This window comes from Massilia sp. Root418, from assembly GCF_001425265.1.
In the GTDB taxonomy this organism is placed as follows: Bacteria; Pseudomonadota; Gammaproteobacteria; order Burkholderiales; family Burkholderiaceae_D; genus Rugamonas.
Map to the genome: position 1 here is coordinate 441,571 of NZ_LMEC01000020.1, position 19,975 is coordinate 461,545.

Below are 19,975 nucleotides of genomic sequence, written 5' to 3' on the forward strand. Positions count from 1 at the left end.
CTATTCCAAAGAGTCTATAAACGCCTCCAGCGAATCAAGGGTTGCCGCGCCAGGCTGGCGCTCTAAAATACGCTGTGCGTAAGACATGACGGTTGAGGCCTGAAAAAGATCAAGCAAACTCGCTGAAATTTTGAATTCCTGCTGTATCCGCGCCGTCGCCTGCATGGCCAGCAGCGAATGGCCGCCGATCTCGAAGAAGTTGTCAGCCCGTCCCACGCGCTCCAGACCCAGCACGCCGGCCCAGATAAGTGCCAGCGCGGTTTCCGTTTCCCCCTGTGGCGCCTCGTACGCCGCGCCGGCCAGTTCCGGCTTGGGCAGCGCCTTGCGGTCCACCTTGCCGTTCGGGTTGAGCGGCAGGCTGTCCAGCACCACGCAAACGGCAGGAACCATATGTTCCGGCAGCATGGCGCCCAGGGCCGCCTTCAATGCCTGCGCGCTCAATGCCGCCCCGGCCTGCGGCGACACGTAGGCGGCCAGGCGCATCCCGCCGCTGGCCTGCTGCGCCACCACCACCGCCTCGCGCACGCCGTCCTGCGCCATCAGCTGCGCTTCGATCTCGCCCAGTTCGATGCGGAAGCCGCGTATCTTCACCTGGTGGTCCAGGCGGCCCAGGTATTCAAGCTGGCCATCCGCGCGCCATCGAACCAGATCGCCGGTACGGTACAGGCGCTCGCCTGCCGCGCCGAACGGATCGGCCACGAAGCGTTCGGCGCTCAGTGCCGGACGGTTCAGATAGCCCCTGGCCAGTCCTATCCCGCCCAGATACAGTTCGCCCGCTACGCCCAGCGGCACCAGATTCAGCGCGGCGTCCAGCACATAAGCCTGGGTGTCGGCAATCGGCCGGCCGATCGCCACGCTGCGGGCCGCGTCGCCGTCGCAGGTGTAATGTGTTACGTCGATGGCGGCCTCCGTCGGGCCGTACAGGTTGTACAGCTGCGCCCTCGGCAGCCGCGCCATCAGCTCGGCCTGCACTTCGGCCGGCAGCGCCTCGCCACTGCACACCACGCGCCGGATGGAATGGCAGGCGCCCGCGCCGGCCTGCTCCAGGTAGGCGACGAAGGCTTGCAGCATGGACGGCACGAAGTGCAGCGTCGTCACCCCGGCCGTGCGCACCAGTTCCGCCAGGCGCGCCGGATCGCGGTGGTCTCCCGGCTGCGCCACGGCCAGGCGCGCGCCATACATCAGCGGCCAGAAGAACTCCCAGACCGACACGTCGAAACTGAACGGCGTTTTCTGCAGCACCGTATCGTCGGCACCCAGCTGGTATGCCTGCTGCATCCAGGCCAGACGGCTGTACAGCGAACGGTGGCGGTTGGCGGCCCCCTTCGGACGCCCCGTGGAGCCCGAGGTATAGATGACATAAGCCAGATTCTCGCCGTGCAGCGGCACGCCGGGGTTATGCACGGGCGACCGCTCCAGGTTCAGTATGTCCGCCAGCACGGTGCGCGCCTGCGGGTAGCCGAACCGGCCAGCCAGCGCGCTGGTGGTGATCAGGAAGGCGATGCCGCTGTCCTCCACCATGTAGCCCAGCCGGTCCTGCGGGTAGTCCGGGTCCAGCGGCACGTAGGCGCCGCCGGCCTTGAGCACCGCCAGCAGCGATACCACCATGTCCACGCTGCGCTCCAGTGCGATGCCGACGCGCGTTTCAACCCGCACGCCCAGCGCGTTCAGGTGGTGCGCCATCTGGTTGGCGCGGCGGTTCAGCTCCGCGTAGTCCAGCGCCGTCTCGCCGAACAGCAGTGCCGGGGCGCGCGGCGTCAGCGCCGCCTGATCCTCGATCAGCTGATGCACCGGGCGGTTGTCCTCAAAGCGCTGGACGTTGCGGCTGGCCGCCAGCAGCGACCGGCGCGAGGCCTCGCCGCCCAGCTGCAAATTGCCTACCGCGCCGCATTCCGCCATGCTAGCCATGCCCGCCAGGAGGAACTTCCACTGCGCCAGCAGGCAGCCGATGGCTTCGCCGCTGAACTGTGCCTTGTCGTAGCCGGCGCTCAGCGCCAGCCTGTCCGACATGGCCAGCACCAGCGTGAGCGGATAGCTGGTCTGTTCACGCGCGGCCCGCAACGCGAAGCGGGTGGCGGAACTGACTTCCCCGGCTGCGGCCTTCAGCGCCTCGTCGACCGGGTAGTTTTCAAACACCGCCAGGCTGTCGAACAGGCCTTGGCCACCCTGTCCCGCCCAGCGCTGGATCTCGTACAGCGGCGTGTGCTCATGCTCGCGCACCTCCAGGCTGTGCGCCTGCAGGCCGCGCAGCCAATCGCCGACGGTGGCGCCGGGTTCGATGCGGCAGACCATCGGCAAGGTATTGATGAACAGGCCCTGCATCCGGTCGGCGCCCGCCAGTTCGGCCGGACGGCCGGACGTGGTGGCGCCATAACAGACCGTGGCCTGCCCGGTGTAGCGGCTGAGCAGCAGCGCCCACGCGCCCTGCACCACGGTATTGACCGTGACGCGCTCGCGCGCGGCGAACTCCTGCAGCGCGCGCGTGGCAGCCGCATCCAGCACATCCTGCTGCTCGCCGTACCCAGGCACCTGCGTTCCGGCGGCCGCCGGGCGCGGCAAGGTGCCGGCGATGCGGGTCGGGCTATCGAGCCGGGCCAGTTGCGCGCGCCACCAGACTTCGCTGGCGGCACTGTCGCGCTGCTGCAGCCAGCCGATATAGTCGCGGTAGCGGGCCGGCGCGGCGCCAAGCTGCGCGCCGTGGTAGGCGCGCAGCACGTCGCCCATCAGCTGGGAGGTGCTCCAGCCATCCGTCAGCAAGTGGTGGTTGGTCCAGATGAAATGGTGCGCGTCCTCGCCGGTACGCACCAGCACCAGCCGCATCAGCGGCGCCTGGTCCAGCTGGAACCCTTGCTCCAGCTCCGCCCGCGCCAACGCATCCAGTGCCGCGGGCTGCTGTGCTCCCGCCACGGCATAGGCGGCAGGCAGCACGCGCCAGTCGTGCTGCTGCCACGGTAGCGGCGCATGGCGGGCCACCCACTGCAGCGGCACGTCGCGCTGATGCAGGAAGGCGCTGCGCAGCACGTCGTGGCGCTCGAACGCGGCCTGCCACGCGGCCCTGAAGCGCTCCGCGTCCAGGCCGGAGATGTCGAGCCGCAGCTGGTTCAGGTAGGCGCCGCCCTTCGGTTCCAGCACGCTGTGGAACAGCATGCCGGCTTGCATGGGCGAGAGCGGATAAAGATCCGCCACCTGGACGGCGTCCAGCGGCAGGCTGTCCAGCTCCGCCTGCGACAGGCCGGCCAGGGGCACGTCCGAAGGCGTCAGCCCGGCAGCGCCACTGGTGCAATGGGCGATCAGCGCTTCCAGTTCGGACTGGAAGGCTTGCGCCAGCGCGGCGATGGCGGCCGCGTCGAACCGGGCCGCGCTATACGAAATGGCCAACCGCAGCGCGCCGCCGTGGACCTGGCCGTTGATGGACAGCTCGTGCGCCAGCGGCATCGCCGGGTCCATGCTGTCGCCGCCAGGTTCGGAAGCAAGTTGCCACGGGGCGCTGTCGCCGAAGCTGTTCTCGAACTGGCCCAGGTAGTTGAACACCACCTGCGGCTGCGGCAAGGCGGCCAGCGCGGCACGGGCCTCGGCGCCGCCCATGTGGCGCAGCACGCCATGGCCTATGCCGCCGTTCGGCACCGCGCGCAGCATCTCCTTGGTCTGCTTGAGGGCTGCGGCGGGCGTGCCGCAGGCGGCAAGCGCCACCGGGTACAGGCTGGTGAACCAGCCCACGGTACGGCTCAGGTCCAGCCGGCCGGTGAAGTCTTCGCGGCCATGGCCCTCCAGTGCAATCAGCACGCGCTCCGTGCCGGTCCAGCCGCACAGCGCGCGGCCCAGGGCCGCCAGCAGGATGTCGTTGATGCGGGTGCGGTAGGCGGCCGGCGCGGTGTGCAACAGCGCGTGGGTGTGTTCGGCGTCCAGGCGCACTTCGGCGCTGGCCGCGTCGCGCCCGCAGTTGCTGCCTTGCGGCCGCGACACCGGCAGCGCGGCGGGCACGCCGGCCAGGTTCCGCCAGTACGCCAGCTCGCCTTCATGCATGGCGGGATAACCGGCCAGCGCCCTGCTCCAGTCGCCGAAAGCAGCGCTGGCCGGCGGCAGGGCGATGTCCCGGCCTTGCGTGGCCTGGGCGTGTCCCGTTTGCAGGTCTTCCAGCAGGATGCGCCAGGACACGCCGTCCACCGCGAGGTGATGTATCGCCAGCATAAGGCGCTGGCTGCCGTCGGCCAAGTCGATCAGCACGGCGCGCAGCAGCGGGCCGGCGGCAATGTCCAGGCTGCGCTGGGCTTGCTGGCAAATCGCCTCCACTTCGGCGGCATCGGCAGCGCTGCGCTGCCACAGCATATCCTCCGTGCCGGCGGGAGCGAATATGGCACTGTGCTGCGACCAGACGCCATCGGCGCTGCGGCTGAAGCGCAGCCGCAGTGCGGCATGCTGCTGTACCAGCGCGGCCAACGCAGCCCGCAGCGCGGGCGCCGCAACCGGCTGGCGGGGCTGCAGCAGCACCGCCTGGTTGCGGTGGTTCGGCGCAGCGCCGGCCTGCGCCAGGAAGTCAGCCTGGATTGGAGTCGGTGCGTACGTGCCGCCACCGGGAACGGTGGCAGGCGCACCTGGCTTGGGCAGCGGCACCACCACGGCGGCCAGCTGCGCAACGGTCTGCTTCTCGAAAATCAGCTTGGGGGCAAGCTTGTAGCCCGCGCGCCGCAGCCTGGCAACAATCTGCAGGCTGATGATGGAGTCGCCGCCCAGCTCAAAGAAATTATCGTGGCGCGAGACGGGCTTCTTGTTCAGCAGCGCTTCCCACACCTCGGCAATGGCCTGCTCCGCCGGACCTTGCGGCAGATCCGCCGCAGCGGTCTGCGCCGGCGGCGCGCCGGTATCGGCCGCCGGCAGCGCCTTGCGGTCCACCTTACCGTTGGCGTTCAGGGGCAAGCTGTCCAGCACCGTCACCGTGGCGGGCACCATGTAGTCCGGCAGCGCGCGCGCCAGCGCAGCCTTGACGGCCGCGCCGTCCAGCTCCGCCACCACGTAGGCGGCCAGCTGCGCGCGGCCTTCGGCCTGCTGCGGCAGCACCACCGCTTCACGCACGCCCGCAATCGCGAGCATGGCCTTCGCCACTTCGCCCGGCTCCACGCGGTAGCCGCGTATCTTCACCTGGTCGTCGCTGCGGCCGAGGAATTCCAGTGCGCCATCCGCCAGTTGCCGCACGCGGTCGCCGGAGCGGTACAGGCGCCCGCCGTGCGCAAACGGGCTGGCGACAAAGCGCTCGGCGCTCAGGCCGGCCCGGTCCAGATACCCGCGCGCCAGGCCGGCGCCGCCGATATACAGCTCGCCGGCCACGCCTTGCGGCACCGCCTGCAGGCCGCTGTCGAGCACGAACACCTGGATGCCGGGCAGCGGACGGCCCAGCGGCAGCACCTGCGCGCGGCGGCTGGCGCCCGCTGCCTGCTGCGTCAGCACGCCCACCGTGGTTTCGCTGGGGCCATAGTGGTTCAGCACGCGGCATTCCGGGCGCAGCCTGGCGATATTGTCCAGCAGCGGCCAGGATGCCGCCTCGCCTCCCAGCACCAGCCTGCGCGCTGGCAGCACGCCCGCCGCGTCGGCCGCCTGCATCAGCGCCTGCAAGTGGCTGGGCACGATCTTCAGCACGTCCACGCGGCGCGTCCGCATATATTCGGCGAAGCGGTCCGGGTCGAAGGCGCGCTCCGGCGAGATCAGGTGCAGCAGGCGTCCGGAGCATAGCGCGCCGTACAGCGTGGTGTGGCCGAGGTCCGCCGCCACGGTCGACACCATGGCCATGCTGGCCACGCTGTCGTCGAGCTCCAGCCGGGCCAGCACACCCTGCACGTAGTTGGCCAGCGCCCCGTGCGGCACTGCCACGCCTTTCGGCTTGCCTGTGGAACCCGAGGTGTAGATCACGTAGGCGGCCTGCTCCGGGTGCAACGCGCCGGGTGCCTGCCATGGCTGCGCAGGGGCGCCGGCGAGGCTGAAGTCCAGCGCCAGGCGGGGAATAACGGCAGACCATGGCACCTCTTCCTGCGCCAGCAGGACGCTCGCGCCGCTGTCTTCAAGCTGGTATTGCAGGCGCTCAGGCGGCAATGCAGGGTCCAGCGGCACGTAGCAGCCGCCCGCCTTCAGCACCGCCAGCATGCCCAGCACGAATTCGCAGCCGCGCGCCGCATGGATGGCGACGCGGCTTTCCGGCCGCACGCCCTGGTCCAGCAGGCGCCGGGCCAGCAGGTCCGAAGCGTTATCAAGCTGGCGGTAGCTGTATTGTGTATCCTCATAGCGGACCGCGCCAGTATCCGGAGCGGCGGCCACCTGGGCGGACCACAAATCCAGCACGGAGGACGCGGCGTCCGGCAACCGGGCGGCGGCCAGGCCGGGGCCTTCGGGGCCACAGGCTAGTGCGGCCGCTTCAGCCACTTCGGCCAGCGGCAGCGCCGGATCGGAGACGGCAGCTTCGGCCAGCAGTGTGAACGTGCTTGCGATGCGCTCGATAGTGGCCGCCTCGAACAGGTCTCCGGCATAGCCGAAATCCAGCGCGATGCCGTCCGGCAGGTCGGTAAAATCCAGGCTCAGGTCGAAATGGCTTGCACCGCCGCGCAGCTCCGTCAACGCTATCGCCACGCCGCCCATCGTTGCCGGCAAAGGCGCCGCATCCTGCTCGGTGCACTTGACCTGGAACAGTGGATGCACGCCCGGCTGGCGCTCCGGCTGCAAGGCCTTCACCAGCTGGTCGAACGGCGCATCCGGATGTGCGTGGGCTTCCAGTACCGTGTCCCGTACCGCATCCAGCAGGGTTTCGAACCCGCACGCCTGGTCGACCCGGTTGCGCAGCACCAGCACATTGCTCAGGTAAGCCACCAGGCCATGGCTTTCGCTGCGGCTGCGGTTGGCCACGGGCGAGCCGATGCGGATGTCGTCCTGCCCGGTGTAGCGCTGCAGGCACCAGGCCAGCAGCGCCTGCATCACCATGTACAAAGAGGCCTTGCGGTCGCGCGCCAGCGCCCGCAACCGCCCGCTCAGCTCCGCCGGCAGCACGGTGTTCAGGCGCGCGAACGGGTGCGGCTGCGCTGCCAGTTCCGGACGGTCGTACGGCAGCGGCAGCGGCGCGTGCTCGGTGCCCAGTGCTTCGCGCCAATAGGCCAGCTGACGCTCGCCCTCGCCCGCCTCCAGCCAACGGCGCTGCCAGAGCGCGTAGTCGCCGTGATTGATCGCCAGCGGCGGCAAGGGATTGTCGAGCCCGTGCAGCCGCGCCTCGTAGCAGCGCACCAGCTCATTAATGATGAGCCCCAGCGACCAACCGTCGGCGGCGATGTGGTGCAGCGCGAGCGCCAGCAGGTGGCGCTGCGCGCCGAGCCGGTACAGGCGTGCGCGGAAAGGCGCTTCCAGGTCCAGCGCGAACGGCTGGCCGGTGAATTCCGCTGCCAGCCGCAGTGCTTCCGCCTCGGCGTGCTGCGGCGCCAGGCTGTCCAGCACCACGGTTTCCATCGCCGCCGGCGGCACCGCATGCAGGCATGGCGGCGCCACTGTGCCATCGATGCGGCTGTGCAGCGGCTGGTGGCGCAGCTGCACGTCGGCCAGCGCGGCGGCCAGCGCGGCGCCGTCCAGTGGGCCTTCCAGCGTCAGCACGCCCGGCATATTGTAGGCGGCGCTGTGGCGGTCCATTTGCCAGGTGAGCCACAGGCTTTGCTGGGCTTGCGACAGGGACGCCGCTTCGCCGGGACCGGCCGGGATCACCGGCAGTTCCTGGAAAGCGATGCCGGCTTGGCGCAGCCTGGCCAGGAAGGGGCTGCGGGATTCGGCGTCGAGCGCGGCGAAGCGCTGCGATAATTGGTGGAGCTTGGATTGCATTTATACCTCGAATTCAGCCAGCAGATTGTCGATGGCGTCCAGCTTGGCGCCGGAAGAAAGTTGTGGCGCAAGCACCTGCTGCGCGTAGTCGCTCAGCACCGGCCACTCGAAGAAGCTGCGTACGGGCGCCTGCCAGCCGTGCCGCTGCTGCAGCAGCGCCGCCAGCTCCATGGCCTTGAGCGAGTGTCCGCCCGCTTCGAAGAAGTTGTCGTTGCGGCCGGCTCGCGGCAACGCCAGGACCTCGGCCCACAGGCGGGCCAGGGCCTGCTCCGTTTCGCCCTGCGGTTCGGCGAAGGCCGCGCAGCCGCTGGCGGCAGGATCGGGCAAGGCCTTGCGGTCGATCTTGCCGCCTGCCGTCATGGGCAGGCTGTCGAGCAGCGTCACGCTGGCGGGCACCATGTACGGCGGCAGCGTGGCGGATAGCGCGGCTTTGAGCTGGGCGGCGTCGATGGCCGCGCCGGGATGGAGCGCGACGTAGGCGGCAAGGGCCACACCGCCTTTCTTATGCGCCACCACCACCGCCGCGCGCACGGCGTCCTGCGCCAACAAGCGCGCTTCGATCTCGCCCAGTTCGATGCGGAAGCCGCGCACTTTCACCTGGTGGTCCGTGCGCCCGAGGTATTCCAGCTGGCCGCTGGCGTTCCAGCGCACCAGGTCGCCGGTGCGGTACAGGCGTCCGCCCTGGGCGCTATAGGGATCGGCGACGAAGCGATCGGCGGTCAGGCCGGGACGGTCCCGGTAGCCGCGCGCGAGGCCGCTGCCGCCGATGCACAGTTCACCGGCCTGGCCGCGCGGCAGCAGGTTCAGTTCCGCGTCCACCACGTAGGCGCTGCGCTCTCCCAGCGGCAGGCCGAGCGGCGCATAGGCCGCGCTGCCGCTGCCGTCGCCGCCGGCGCGCCAGGCGGTGGCGGTGACGACAGCTTCAGTGGGGCCGTAGGCGTTGACCAGTTGCACTCCGGGCAGCGCGGCGCGCGCGGCGTCCAGCGCGGCCGCGCTCCAGCCTTCGCCGCCCGCAATGCAAAGGCGCACGGGCAGCGTTCGTCCTTCCAGGCGGGCGCACACCTGGCGCAGGTAGGCGGGCGGCAGATCCATCACTGTGACGCCGGCCGTGTCCACCATGTGCAGCAGTTCTTCCGCGTCCAGATTATCCGGATCGGCGATCACCACGGCCGCGCCGCTGAGCAGCGGCGCCCAAAGCTGGTCGGCGGCGGCGTCGAAGCAGATCGAGGAGAACAGCAGGACGCGGTCGGCTGGAGCGAGGCCGTGGAAGGCGGACATAGCCTGCAGGTGCGCGGCCAATGCGCCGTGCGGGACGGTCACGCCTTTGGGATGGCCGGTGGAACCGGAGGTGTAGATGAGGTAGGCCAGGCTGGCGTCGCACAGTGGAATGTCGGGGTTGGCGTCGGAATCTGCGGACGCGCCGACCGGGTCCGGCAAGCCGGGCATGTCAGCCAGGACGGTGGCGCGCGCTGGCGGCAAGGAGACTTGCAGGGATGATTGCGTGAGCAGGATGGCGGCGCCGCTGTCTTCAAGCATCCAGGCTAGCCGCTGCGGCGGGTGGCTTGGGTCGAGCGGGACGTAGGCCGCGCCGGCTTTCAGGACTGCCAGCAGGCCGACCACCAGCGCCGGGCCGCGTTCAAACGCTACCGCAACGCACGTTTCGGGGCCTGCGCCAAGCGCGATCAGGCGCCGGGCCAGGCTGTTGGCGCGCTGGTTCAGCTGGGCGTAGCTCACGCTTGCTCCATCAGCGATCAAGGCGGGGGCGTCGGGCGCGCGCAGTACCTGCGCCTCAATCAGCCCGTGGATGGTGGCTGGGCGCGCGGCGCCGGAAGGCTGCTGCGGCATGGCGCGGGCCAGCTGCCATGCTGTCTCTTCTTCATCCAGCAGCGGCACATCGCCCAGCATGGCCGCTGGCTGCGCAACCAGCGCTTCCAGCATGCGCAAGTAGTGCTCCGCCATGCGCTCCATGCGCGCGCTGCTGAACAGCTCTTGGGCGTAAACCAGCCTCGCGTGCAGCGCGCCATCCGGTTGCTCCATTGTCTCCAGCACCAGCTCGAACTGCGCGGTTTGCGCGGGCACGTCGTATGGCGACACGGACAGGCCGCCAGCCCGCGTCAAGGCACGGTGCGGTTCCTGCACGTGGTTGAACATGACGTCGAACAGGGCTTGCTGGCCCAGGCCGCCCTCGGCGCGCAGCGCGTCCAGCAGCTGCTCGAATGGCAGGTCCTGGTTGGCTTGCGCGCCGCCCACGCGCGAAGCGGTTTGGTCCAGCAGGGCTGCGAGGGTGCTGCGGCTGTCGGCCAGGCTGCGCATCACTTGCGTGTTGACGAACATGCCGACCACGCCTTGCAGATCGCTGCGGCCACGGTTCGCGACCGGCACGCCGATGCGCACATCGGTCATGCCGCTGTAGCGGTGCAGCAGTGCCTGGAAGGCGGTGAGCAGCACCGTGAACAGTGTCTTTCCGCCGGCGGCGGTGCGCAGGCGCGATGCCAGGCCAGGGGGTAGCACAAATCGGTGCTCGGCCGCCGGCCAGGCCTCCGCAGCACGGCGCGGCGCATCGCCCTGCAGGGCCAGCAGAGGATGTTCGCCGCCCAGTTCCGCGCGCCAGTAAGCCAGCTGCTGCTGCGCCGCGCCCTGTCCGAGCCAGTCGCGCTGCCATTGCGCGTAGTCGGCATATTGCACTGCTGGTGGCGGCAAGCCCGCATTGCCCTGAGCGGCTTCCCGCGCGGCGCCCTGCGCGGCGTACAGCGCAGCCCATTCGGCCACCAGCACTTGCAGGGAAGCGCCGTCAGCGATGATGTGGTGCAGCACCAGCACCAGCACGTGTTGATCGTCGTCCAGGCGGATCAGGCCGGCGCGCCAGAGCGGGCCCTGCTCCAGGTCGAAGGGCTGCGCTTGCCATGCCTGCGCCTGTAGCGCGGCGGCGGCTTCGCGGCCCGTCGCGGGAACGCCGCGCAGGTCGGCCAGCACCAACGGGAATGGGCCCTCTGCCTGCCATGCCTGCGGCGGCAGGATGCGCTGGCCGGGCTGCCCGTCTGCCTGCGCCACGAACACGGTGCGCAGCGATTCATGCCGCTGTTCCAGCGTGGCCAGCACCCGGCCCAGTTGCGCCATGTCCAGCGCGCCGTGCAGGCGCAGCGCGCCGGTGATGTGGTAGGCGCTGCTGGCAGGGTCCATCTGCCACAGCAGCCACTGGCGCTGCTGCGCATAGGATGCCGGCATCGGCTGTGCGCGGCGGTCGGCCACCGGGATGGCCTGATGGACGATACGGGCGCCGCTGCGTTCCAGCGTATCGAGGGCCGCCGCGATGTCGCCCAGGCGGGGAGCGCCGAACAGCATTTGCAGCGTATAGTCCAGTTGCCATTGTTCGCGGATGCGCGCCACCAGCTGGGCGGCTGCCAGCGAGTTGCCGCCGCTGGCGAAGAAGTGCGCGTGGCGCTGCGGGGCCGGCGCGCCTTGGTCCAGGACCGCTTGCCACAGGCTGGCCAGCACCGCTTCCTTGCCGGCAGCGGGGCCTCCATGCGCGACACGCGGCTCATGCCGGCCCTGCGGGTCCTTGGCCACCGCCTCCGATGCAGCCACGCCACCGGAACGGTTGCCCGCGATGGCACCTCCGCCGGCATCTCCGCCGGCGCCCCTGGCGAGCGGCCATGCGCCGAACTCGTAGATGGCGTAGGCGTCCAGGCTGCGCTCCTGCCAGCCGGTGCGGCAGGCCGCGCGCTGCAGCTTGCCGCTCGACGTCTTCGGCAAACTGCCCGGATTGAGCAGCAGCGCCACCGACAGTGGCTCCTGGCACAAGTCGCCCAGCGCCTCGCCCAGCATGTCCACCAGCGCCTGCGGGCTGGCCAGCTTCTGCACCGCTTTCGACACTTCCAGCGCCACGCCGATCCCGTCGCCTTCGGCGGCAGGCACGGCGAATACCGCCACCCTGCCCTTGCGGATCACGTCGACCGCGCCCTCCAGCGCCAGTTCCAGGTCCTGCGGATACACATTGTGGCCGCGCAGGATGATCAGGTCCTTGCGGCGGCCGCAGATATACAACTGCTCCCCGTGCAGAAAGCCCATATCGCCCGTGCGCAGCCAGCGCCGGCCCGCATGCTGGACGAAAGCGGCGTCGCTGGCACCCTGGTTGCGCCAGTAGCCCTGCGCAATGCTCGGCCCCCACGCCCAGATTTCGCCTACCTCGCCGTCCGCCATTTCCGTGTGCCGCTCCGGCTGCATGATGGCGATGCCGTGCTCCAGCGCCGCATAGCCGCACGCCACCTGAACCGGGCCATCCTCATCACGCTCGGCGCGGCCCCCGGCCAGTGCCTGCGCGGAGAAGCCCTGCGCCACCATGCCCATGCGGCGGCCGCCGCTGACAAACAGCGTGGCCTCCGCCAGCCCGTAGCAGGGATAAAGTACCGCCGGGTCCAGCCCCGCCGGCGCGAAGCGCTCCACAAAGCGCTCCAGCGTACCGTGCCGCACCGGCTCGGCGCCGGAGTACAGCACCCGCACGCAGGACAGGTCCAGCTCCTTCAGCTGCGCGTCCTTCACCCTGTCGGTAGACAGGCGGAAGGCAAAATCGGGCGCGCCGCTCACCGTGCCCCGGTAGCGCGACATGGCGTCCATCCAGCGCACCGGCCGCTCCACGAACCAGGAAGGGCTCATCAGCACCAGCATGGCGCCCACGCGGAAGGGCTGCAGCATGCCGCCGATCAGGCCCATGTCGTGGTAAAGCGGCAGCCACGTGACGATGACGTCCGCCCCGGTGATGTGCATGCCCTCCGAAATGGCGCGCTCATTGGCCATCAGGTTGCCGTGGCTGACCATCACGCCCTTGGGAGCAGCGGTGGAACCGGAGGTGTACTGCAGGAAGGCGATGTCGCCGTCCTGCGGCGCATGCTGCCGCCATTCGGCAGCGCGCCCATCCGCCACTTCGTCCACTGCCAGCACGTCTTCCACGCCCAGCTTATACATGGCGGCGCCGGTGCCCTGCAAGATGGCCGACGTGGCCAGGATGCATGCGGCCTGTGCATCGGCCGCGATGCCGGCCAGGCGTGCCAGCGCCTGCTCCCGCAGCGGCTCGGGCGGAAACGCCGGCACCGCGATCAGGCCCGCGTACAGGCAGGCGAAGAAGCCCACCACGTAGTGCTCGTCGTTCTCAAGCAGCAGCAAGGCGCGCTCGCCGGGCGCATGGCGCTGCTGCAGCTGCGCCGCCACCGCGCGCGCGCGGCGGTCCAGGGTGGCGTAGCCGAAGCGCAGTTCGCCGCGCTTGCCCACCACCACCAGGCCGGTGTCGTTCGGCCGCGCCGCCGCCAGCGCGCGCAGGCACGCCACCATATTGCAGGGTTTAATTGTGCTGTCCACTGATCGTTCCTGAATTAGAGATTGCCGTGGGGTTCGGCCATGGCCACCACCACTTTGCGGGGGCCGGTGAATGGCGTGCGCGCGTGCGCCGCCAGCATGTTGTCGAGCATGAGCACGTCGCCCTGCTGCCAGGGGAAGATCACGGTTTCGGCGGCCAGTACGGCGCGCACTTCATCCAGCATGCCGTCCGGTATCGGGCTGCCGTCCGCGAAGAACACGTTGCGCGGCAGGTTCTCCGCACCCAGCATGTCCTCCAGCGATTCGCGCACTTCCGGCTGCAGGTTCGACGCATGGAACAAGTGCGCCTGGTTGAACCACACCATTTCCCCGGTGACGGGATGGCGCTCCACGCCCTGGCAGCGCTGGCTGGTGCGCAGCTCGCCGTCCTCCTTCCATTCATATTGCACCCCCATGCGCAGGCACTGGACTTCCACTTCGGCCGGGTCATCGGTGTTGAACACCTGCTGCCACGGCAGATCGAAGTCGCCATAATTGCGCACGTACAGCAGGCCCTGGGCAAAGCGCTCGCGCAGGCCGGCCGGCATGCGGCGGTAGATGGCGCGGCTGTCCGCGATGGGCGTTTCGCCGCCGCTCTGCGGCGCGGTCACGCAATGGAACCAGATCTTCATGGCCCACTCGCGCGTGTATGCCTGCTCGTTGTGCAGCGGGATATGCTGGTGCGCCGGATACTCGGTGGAAGTGTAGATGCCGGACGAAACGGCGGTGCGCGGCGTGGAGCCGAACTCATAGTTCTGCAGCGGCGCGAAGGCGGCCGAGAACTGCTGGAACACCCCCACCGACGGCACGCCGAAGCCGCGCAGCAGCACGCCGCCCACGCGCTGCACCTGCCGCAATATGTCTTCCCGCAGCCTGGGAAAGGCATCCATCAGGGGCTCGCCGGCGTAGGCCGGCCCGATCAGCACCGGCAGCTCGGAGCCGGGCGGCGCGCTGCGCACAAATTCAGTCATCAGGAACTCCAGTGTCAATCCAGTCTCAAGCCAGGGCCAGGGCGGCCCGGTAACCACGCTCCACGTCCAGTGGCCAGAGGGCCAGAGGCCGCCAGTCGGAGCGTTCGTGTGTCAATTGATATTGCGGCGCCGCCGGGGCGCACGGCAGCGATACGGACAGCGCCTTCAGCGGTTCGGACAGGCCCACGCCCAGCGCCTTCAGCGCCGCCTCCTTGGCGACCCAGTGCGCCAGCACACCGCCCTCGAGCGGCGCGCGCCGCTCCGCCGGTGTGTACACCAGCTCTTCCAGTCCCTGCAGGCGGACCGGGTCGGCCTCTTGCCGCTCGATGTCCACCCCGACCGGCCGCTCGGACAAGGCGATCAGCCCCAGGCCGCCGGAGTGGGAAACGTTGAATTCGATGCCGCTCGCCGGCGCCGAGGGCTTGCCGTTTGCGTTCAGCTCGAACAGCAGCTCGGCCGGGCTGCAATCCAGCCGCTGCGCCAGCAGGCGGCGCAGGCAGGCGCGCGTGCGCACGGCGCGGCAGCGGTCCTCTGCGCGCCGGAAGCGCAGCGCGCGGGCCTGCTCGGACGCGCTCAGCACCTGCCAGTCGGCTGCGCCGGGCGGCGCGTCCAGCCGGTAGTCGAGGCGGTAGACCTCGGTGCCGCCGGGCACGCCCTCAGGCAGCTGCACACGCCGCATCGCGCACTCCCTGCAAGGCCCGCAGGCGCCGTTCCAGGCACTGCAGGAAGGCCGCCTCATGCTGCCGCAAATAGAAATGGCCGCCGTCGAACCAGTCGATGGAGAACGGCGCGCTGCCGCGCCACGCCTCCAGTTCCGGCGCCGTGATGTCATCGCTGCGACCGGCGAACACGTGCACCGGCATGTCCGGCACAGGGCCGGCGCCGCTGAAGCTGCGGCACACACTGTAGTCGGCCGCCAGCAGGTCCAGCGTCATGCGCATCAGCTCGGGATGCGCGAACACCGCATCCGGCGTGCCGCCCTGGCGTTTCAGGTCGGCAGCCAGTTGCTCGTCGGTGTCCAGGTTATCGAAACGGGCGGGGTCGCGCATGGACGGCGCCGCGCACGCCGAAGCCAGCAGCGCCAGCGGCGGCATGCCCAGGGCCTGCAGAAGCGGCAGCATGCCGTATGCCAGCAAGGCGCCCATGCTGTGGCCAAACAGCGCATAGCGCGGCTGCGCGGCCGGCGCACGCGCAAAGCGGTCTCCCGGCGCGCTTGCAAGCTCACCTGCCGGCGCAGTTGCCAGCTCACCTGCCAACTGCCGCGCTAGCGGCGCGAACTGCGTGGCGGGCACCTCGTCCATGCGCGCGCCGCGCCCGGGCAGTTCCAGCGGCAGCAGCGCCACCCACGCGGGCAGCGCGCGCCGCCAGCGCAGATACATGGTGGCGCTGGCGCCCGCGCACGGCAGGCATACGAGGACGAGCGAAGGCGGCATTACTGCGCCTGCGCGGCCATGAACTTGCGCAAGCTGACCGGACGCATGTCGGTCCAGGTCTTTTCGATGTAGTCCAGGCAGTGGGCCTTATCGCCCTTGACGCCGGTATCGGTCCAGCCGCCGGGAATGGCCTTGAAGTCAGGCCAGAGGGAATACTGCTCTTCTTGATTGACCAGCACCTTGAAGGTGCCGTCTTCGCGGTCGAAATAGCTCATTGCCAGATCCTTTCATCGTATCACCGTGGACGCCGCCCGCTCGGCTGCGGGCGGCGCTTCTCACTGCAATTGACGAAGGACGTGGCCGAAAGTTTAAGCGGCGCGCTGCTGCTCGGCGGCGGCCGGCACCTTGCGCAGCGACCACACGCTGCATGGATCGCCCTCGCGCCCGCGCCGCAGCGCGGCACGGCCCATTTTCCAGAACGCCAGGCCGCCCAGCAGCGACACCAGGTTGACGCCCGCCACCACCCACTCGCCGCGCCACAGCGACAGCAGCGGATTGACGCCGCTGGCCGCCCACTGCGCCAGCGGAATGGCCAGGGTCAGCCCGGCGCTCAGCGCCAGCAGTTCGTAGGCGCCGCGCGCGGGCGGCCGCGCGAAGGCCCACGCCACCGACAGCAGGAACACCGCGTAATAGCCGCGCTCTTCCCACAACGGCAGCTCGCCCGGCGCCGCCGGGAACAGCTTGTTGACCAGGAATAGCGCCGACACGCCGGCCACGCAGCCCAGGCACACGCCCAGCGTGGCCTGCGCCATCAGCTTGCCGCTGCGCGGCTGCTGCACCGCCTGGCGCTTGCGGCGCGCCTCTATCCACAGCAGGTTACCGCTATAGAACAGGAAGGCGCCGGCCAGGCCGAGCACGAAGTACACCCACTGCACGGCCGCGTGCCCGAAATTCCCGTAATGGAGCGCCTGTAGGCCGCGCAGGAAGCTGGTGCCGGGGCTGTAGCCGTCCGGCGCGTTCACGCGCAGCACGGCGCCGTCGGTCCCCTTCAGCACCACGGCGGCGGAGCTGGCCAGCGTGCGCTGGCCGACGCTGCCATACACCTCAATCTGCGCATTGGCGTCGCCCGCATGGTGGTAGCGCACGAACTCCACCTCCATGCCGGGCGCCGCCTGCCGCGCCCGCGCCAGCAGTTCGCCGGCCGGCAGCGCAGGCTGCGCCACGCCGGCGGCGATGGCCGGCTTGGCTGCCGAAATGTCCGGCTGGATCAGCTCCAGCAGCTTGCCGTCGAAGACCAGGAACTGGAACGGCGCCAGCAGCAGCACGCCCAGCGCCAGCACCGCCCCGCTCCAGGCAAACATGATGTGGAACGGCAGCGACAGGATGCCCACCACGTTGTGCGCGTCCTGCCACATGCGCTTCAGGTTCTTCCCGATGCGCAGCGCGAACAGGTCCTTCAGGAAGGCCGGCGCATACGCCACCACGCCGGTGGCCAGCGCCAGCCCGTACAGGATACACACCACGCCCAGCACATAGATGCCCCAGCTGGCCGGCAGCCCCGCAGTGTAGTGCAGGCGGAACAGGAAGTGCGACAGTTCGGACTGTGGCTTCGCATCCAGCAGCGCGCCGTCCGGCGCCAGGCGGAACTCGTGCTCCGTCTCGCTGCCGTCCTTGGCGTGTTCGTCCCAGTGCAGTTCCAGGCGCGGCTCGTTCAGCGTGGGCAGATGCAGCAGGAACGACTCCTTCGCCTGCGGGTGCCGGCGCAGCACCGCGTCGATCAGCTCCTGCGCGCGCGCCGGCGACTCCATGGCGGCGCGCTGCGCGGCCGGGGTCTCCCAGGTATGCAGCTCCTTGGTGAAGATGGTGATGGCGCCGGTATAGAACGCGATGAACAGCGCGAAGCCGGCCACCAGCCCGACCCAGGTGTGCACCGAAATATAGGTGCGCAGTGTGGACGCCTTCATGCCGCGATCCTGACCAGGCCACTGGCCTTGAGCGCGTACAGCAGGCCGAAGCCGAGCACCGTGGCGCCGCCCATCCACAGCCAGGCGCGCGCGCCGGACCTGAACAGGAAGGCGGCCGCCATCAGCCCCACCCATATCGGAAAGAACATCAGCAGCGCCGGCAGCGTGTCGCGCTGCTGGTTGCTGCTCATGAGCGCGGCCAGGCCCACCAGGGCCACCGCCAGCGGCGGCGCCAGCAGCGCGGCGGCGAAGGATTTACCCCACATGGCGCCCCCTGTTCCAGGCGTCCAGGCAAGGCAGCGCCACCAGCGCCAGCATCAGGCCGGACAAGCCGATGAATACGGCAGCCCAGAAGCCATACTCGGCGCTCGCCAGCAGCACCGCGGCCACCGCCAGCGGCAGGGACAGCCAGCGCAGCAAGGCCGGCGACAGCGGCAGCGCGCGCCACAGCGCCTGGTGCGGCGACGCCAGGTAAAGACAAAGCGCGGCGGCACACGCCACGCCGATACAGATCCAGTTCATTGCACACCCCGATTAAATGAGACTTATTCTCAATAATCGGGATATTAAATGATAACTATTCTCAGTAAAAGTTAAATTTTGCCGATTTGCTATGGGAGAGTACGACTTAGCCGCCGGACGGCGGCACCAGGCCGGTCAGCAGCCAGACCCGGCTGGCTTCCTGGAAGGCCGCCCGGTGCGCCGGATCCGCAGCCAGCCATGCAGCCAGCCCGGCGGGCGCCGCCGCCGGTGCGCCGTCCTGCTGCGCCGCCAGGTCGCTTTCATGCTGGCGCAGCAGCCAGTCCATTGCGGTCTGCCAGTGCTGGTCAGCGGGGTTGGTTGCATCCATGGTCGGGGTCTCACTCTGCGAAAGCGTGCCGGGGCCGGCAAATCCCGCAGATTATAGCAACAGACTATAACCGGCCCGCTATCAAGTCCCACTCAGGTCCGCAGGGCGTCGCGGCAGCACTGCATGGCGTCGCGTATCATGAAATTGACCAGGGTGGTCGAGATGCCCAGCTGCTCGGCCACCTCGCGCTGGGTCTTGCCGCCCAAGCGGTGCAGCTCGAAAGCGGCGCGCGTGCGCTCCGGCAGCGTGGCCAGCGCACGCGCCACCAGCACCAGCTGCTGGGTGTGGATCGCGTGCGCTTCCGGCGAGGCCGCGTTCGAGCCGACGTTCAAGCCCTCCTCCTCGCAGGAAAACACCTGCGCCTCGAAGCTGCTGCGGCGGTAGCGGTCGATCGCCAGGTTGCGCACCAGTTGATACAGATAGGGCAGCGTGTTCTTCACATGCAGCTCCTCTATTCCGTCCGCCAGTTTCAGAAACGCGTCCTGCACCACGTCCTCGGCGCGCTGGCGGCAACCGAGAATGCGGGCGGCGGCGTCGCGAAGCTGAGGGCGGGAAGCAATAAATTGTTGACGAATTTCGATACCAGTTGTCATTGAGAAAATGCAGTCAGGGGTTGGGGGAGCGAACTGTTGAATGAGAACTATTCTCATTCAATGATGATGGAGCAATCTGTCGTTTTTTGCAATCAAACTGTTAAATTTCTTGTATCGTGCGCGACTATTTAAAAAAGGTTGGCCAGTCCGCCTTGAAATATTGGTCAGGCCAAAGTAGAATCAGTTAGACCAAAAGTGCAATTTGAACGATCTCCCGCAGAGACCTCGGCACGCCCTTTCCCCGCCCTCGTCAAAACGGCACCGGACACGCGAGGTGTCCCCCACAGCGTGCCGGCACGCCCGGCTGCTGCTCTTCACAGCTGTCCCACAATCCAGGAGCACACATGAAAAAAACAACATGGGAGACACTGGCGCGCGCAGCCTTTGCTGCAAGCGCCATCACCGCCGCCATGGCCGTTCCGGCCGCGGCGCACGCCACCGTCCTGCCGCTGCAGAACGCCGTCATCACCGCCAGCTACAACGGCGCGGGCGCCGCCATGCTGGGGCTGGACGACGGCTACGCCGGCTCGCCGGGCGGCAACCGCAGTGCGCTCGATCCGCTTGGCGTCTACGCCGAATTCCTCAGCACCGACTTCAATTTCGCCTTCGACTTCGGCGCCGACGGCACCCTCGCCATCTACAACAACAGCGGCGCCCCGCTCGACCCGGGCGCCTACAGCTTCCGCTTCGACTTCAGCAGCACCCTGGCCGCGCCCATCACCGCCTTCAGGCTGCTGGACGGCAGCGCGGTAAGCGGCCTGCCCGTGTTCTCCATCCTGGACGGCGGCACCGCGCTCGGGCTGAACCTGGGTGCGCTGGCGTGGAACGGCGACTTCACGCCCGTCACCGCCAGCATAGAAACGGCCGGCGCGGCAGCCGTGCCGGAACCGGGCAGCATGTCCATCCTGCTGGCCGGCGCGGGGGCCATCGCGCTGCTACGGCGCAGGCGCGCGCCCGGCTAAGCACTGCTAAGCACTGCCAGGCAAGCACATTAAAGCACCCCTATAAATATATCGATTCCTGACACAGGAGCACA

General features: G+C 69.1%; 12 protein-coding genes. 1 reads left to right on the forward strand and 11 read right to left on the reverse strand.

What is annotated here, in order from left to right:
• The 11 genes from ASC94_RS14465 to ASC94_RS14515 form a co-directional block, all read right to left on the reverse strand.
• Positions 1-7,839: a non-ribosomal peptide synthetase gene (locus ASC94_RS14465; RefSeq protein ID WP_056395925.1), complete on the reverse strand. Its 7,839-nt coding sequence runs from the start codon at positions 7,837-7,839 to the stop codon at positions 1-3.
• Entirely contained in the window at positions 7,840-13,191 is a 5,352-nt protein-coding gene (locus ASC94_RS14470) for a non-ribosomal peptide synthetase (protein WP_229417272.1), read from the reverse strand.
• Positions 13,192-13,205: 14 nt separating this feature from the next.
• Positions 13,206-14,171, reverse strand: coding sequence for a TauD/TfdA family dioxygenase (locus ASC94_RS14475; RefSeq protein WP_373888118.1), 966 nt, complete (start codon positions 14,169-14,171; stop codon positions 13,206-13,208).
• 13 nt (positions 14,172-14,184) lie between these two features.
• On the reverse strand, positions 14,185-14,838 hold the full coding sequence (locus ASC94_RS14480; protein WP_056395930.1) for a 4'-phosphopantetheinyl transferase superfamily protein: 654 nt from the start codon (positions 14,836-14,838) through the stop codon (positions 14,185-14,187).
• A complete protein-coding gene (locus ASC94_RS14485; RefSeq protein WP_056395932.1) occupies positions 14,816-15,592 on the reverse strand; it encodes a thioesterase II family protein in 777 nt (258 codons plus the stop codon). The genes ASC94_RS14480 and ASC94_RS14485 overlap by 23 nt, the downstream gene beginning before the upstream one ends.
• Positions 15,592-15,807 (reverse strand): MbtH family NRPS accessory protein, encoded by a 216-nt coding sequence (locus ASC94_RS14490; RefSeq protein ID WP_056395935.1) that lies wholly within the window; start codon positions 15,805-15,807, stop codon positions 15,592-15,594. Before ASC94_RS14490 ends, ASC94_RS14485 begins: the two co-directional genes overlap by 1 nt.
• 93 nt (positions 15,808-15,900) lie before the next feature.
• The gene (locus tag ASC94_RS14495; RefSeq protein ID WP_056395939.1) at positions 15,901-17,496 is read right to left on the reverse strand and encodes a PepSY domain-containing protein; all 1,596 of its coding nucleotides are present in this window, start codon (positions 17,494-17,496) and stop codon (positions 15,901-15,903) included.
• Positions 17,493-17,762 carry a hypothetical protein gene (locus ASC94_RS14500; RefSeq protein WP_056395942.1) on the reverse strand — a complete coding sequence of 90 codons (270 nt, stop codon included), beginning with the start codon at positions 17,760-17,762 and terminating at the stop codon, positions 17,493-17,495. Before ASC94_RS14500 ends, ASC94_RS14495 begins: the two co-directional genes overlap by 4 nt.
• Positions 17,752-18,018 (reverse strand): hypothetical protein, encoded by a 267-nt coding sequence (locus ASC94_RS14505; protein ID WP_056395945.1) that lies wholly within the window; start codon positions 18,016-18,018, stop codon positions 17,752-17,754. Before ASC94_RS14505 ends, ASC94_RS14500 begins: the two co-directional genes overlap by 11 nt.
• Before the next feature lie 106 nt (positions 18,019-18,124).
• Positions 18,125-18,346 carry a DUF4880 domain-containing protein gene (locus ASC94_RS14510; RefSeq protein WP_056395948.1) on the reverse strand — a complete coding sequence of 74 codons (222 nt, stop codon included), beginning with the start codon at positions 18,344-18,346 and terminating at the stop codon, positions 18,125-18,127.
• Between the two features lie 92 nt (positions 18,347-18,438).
• Entirely contained in the window at positions 18,439-18,939 is a 501-nt protein-coding gene (locus ASC94_RS14515) for an RNA polymerase factor sigma-70 (protein WP_056395951.1), read from the reverse strand.
• A gap of 344 nt (positions 18,940-19,283) precedes the next feature.
• Here ASC94_RS14515 and ASC94_RS14520 point away from each other — a divergent pair, with 344 nt between their 5' ends.
• Positions 19,284-19,901: a PEP-CTERM sorting domain-containing protein gene (locus ASC94_RS14520; RefSeq protein ID WP_056395954.1), complete on the forward strand. Its 618-nt coding sequence runs from the start codon at positions 19,284-19,286 to the stop codon at positions 19,899-19,901.
• Positions 19,902-19,975: the final 74 nt, after the last annotated feature.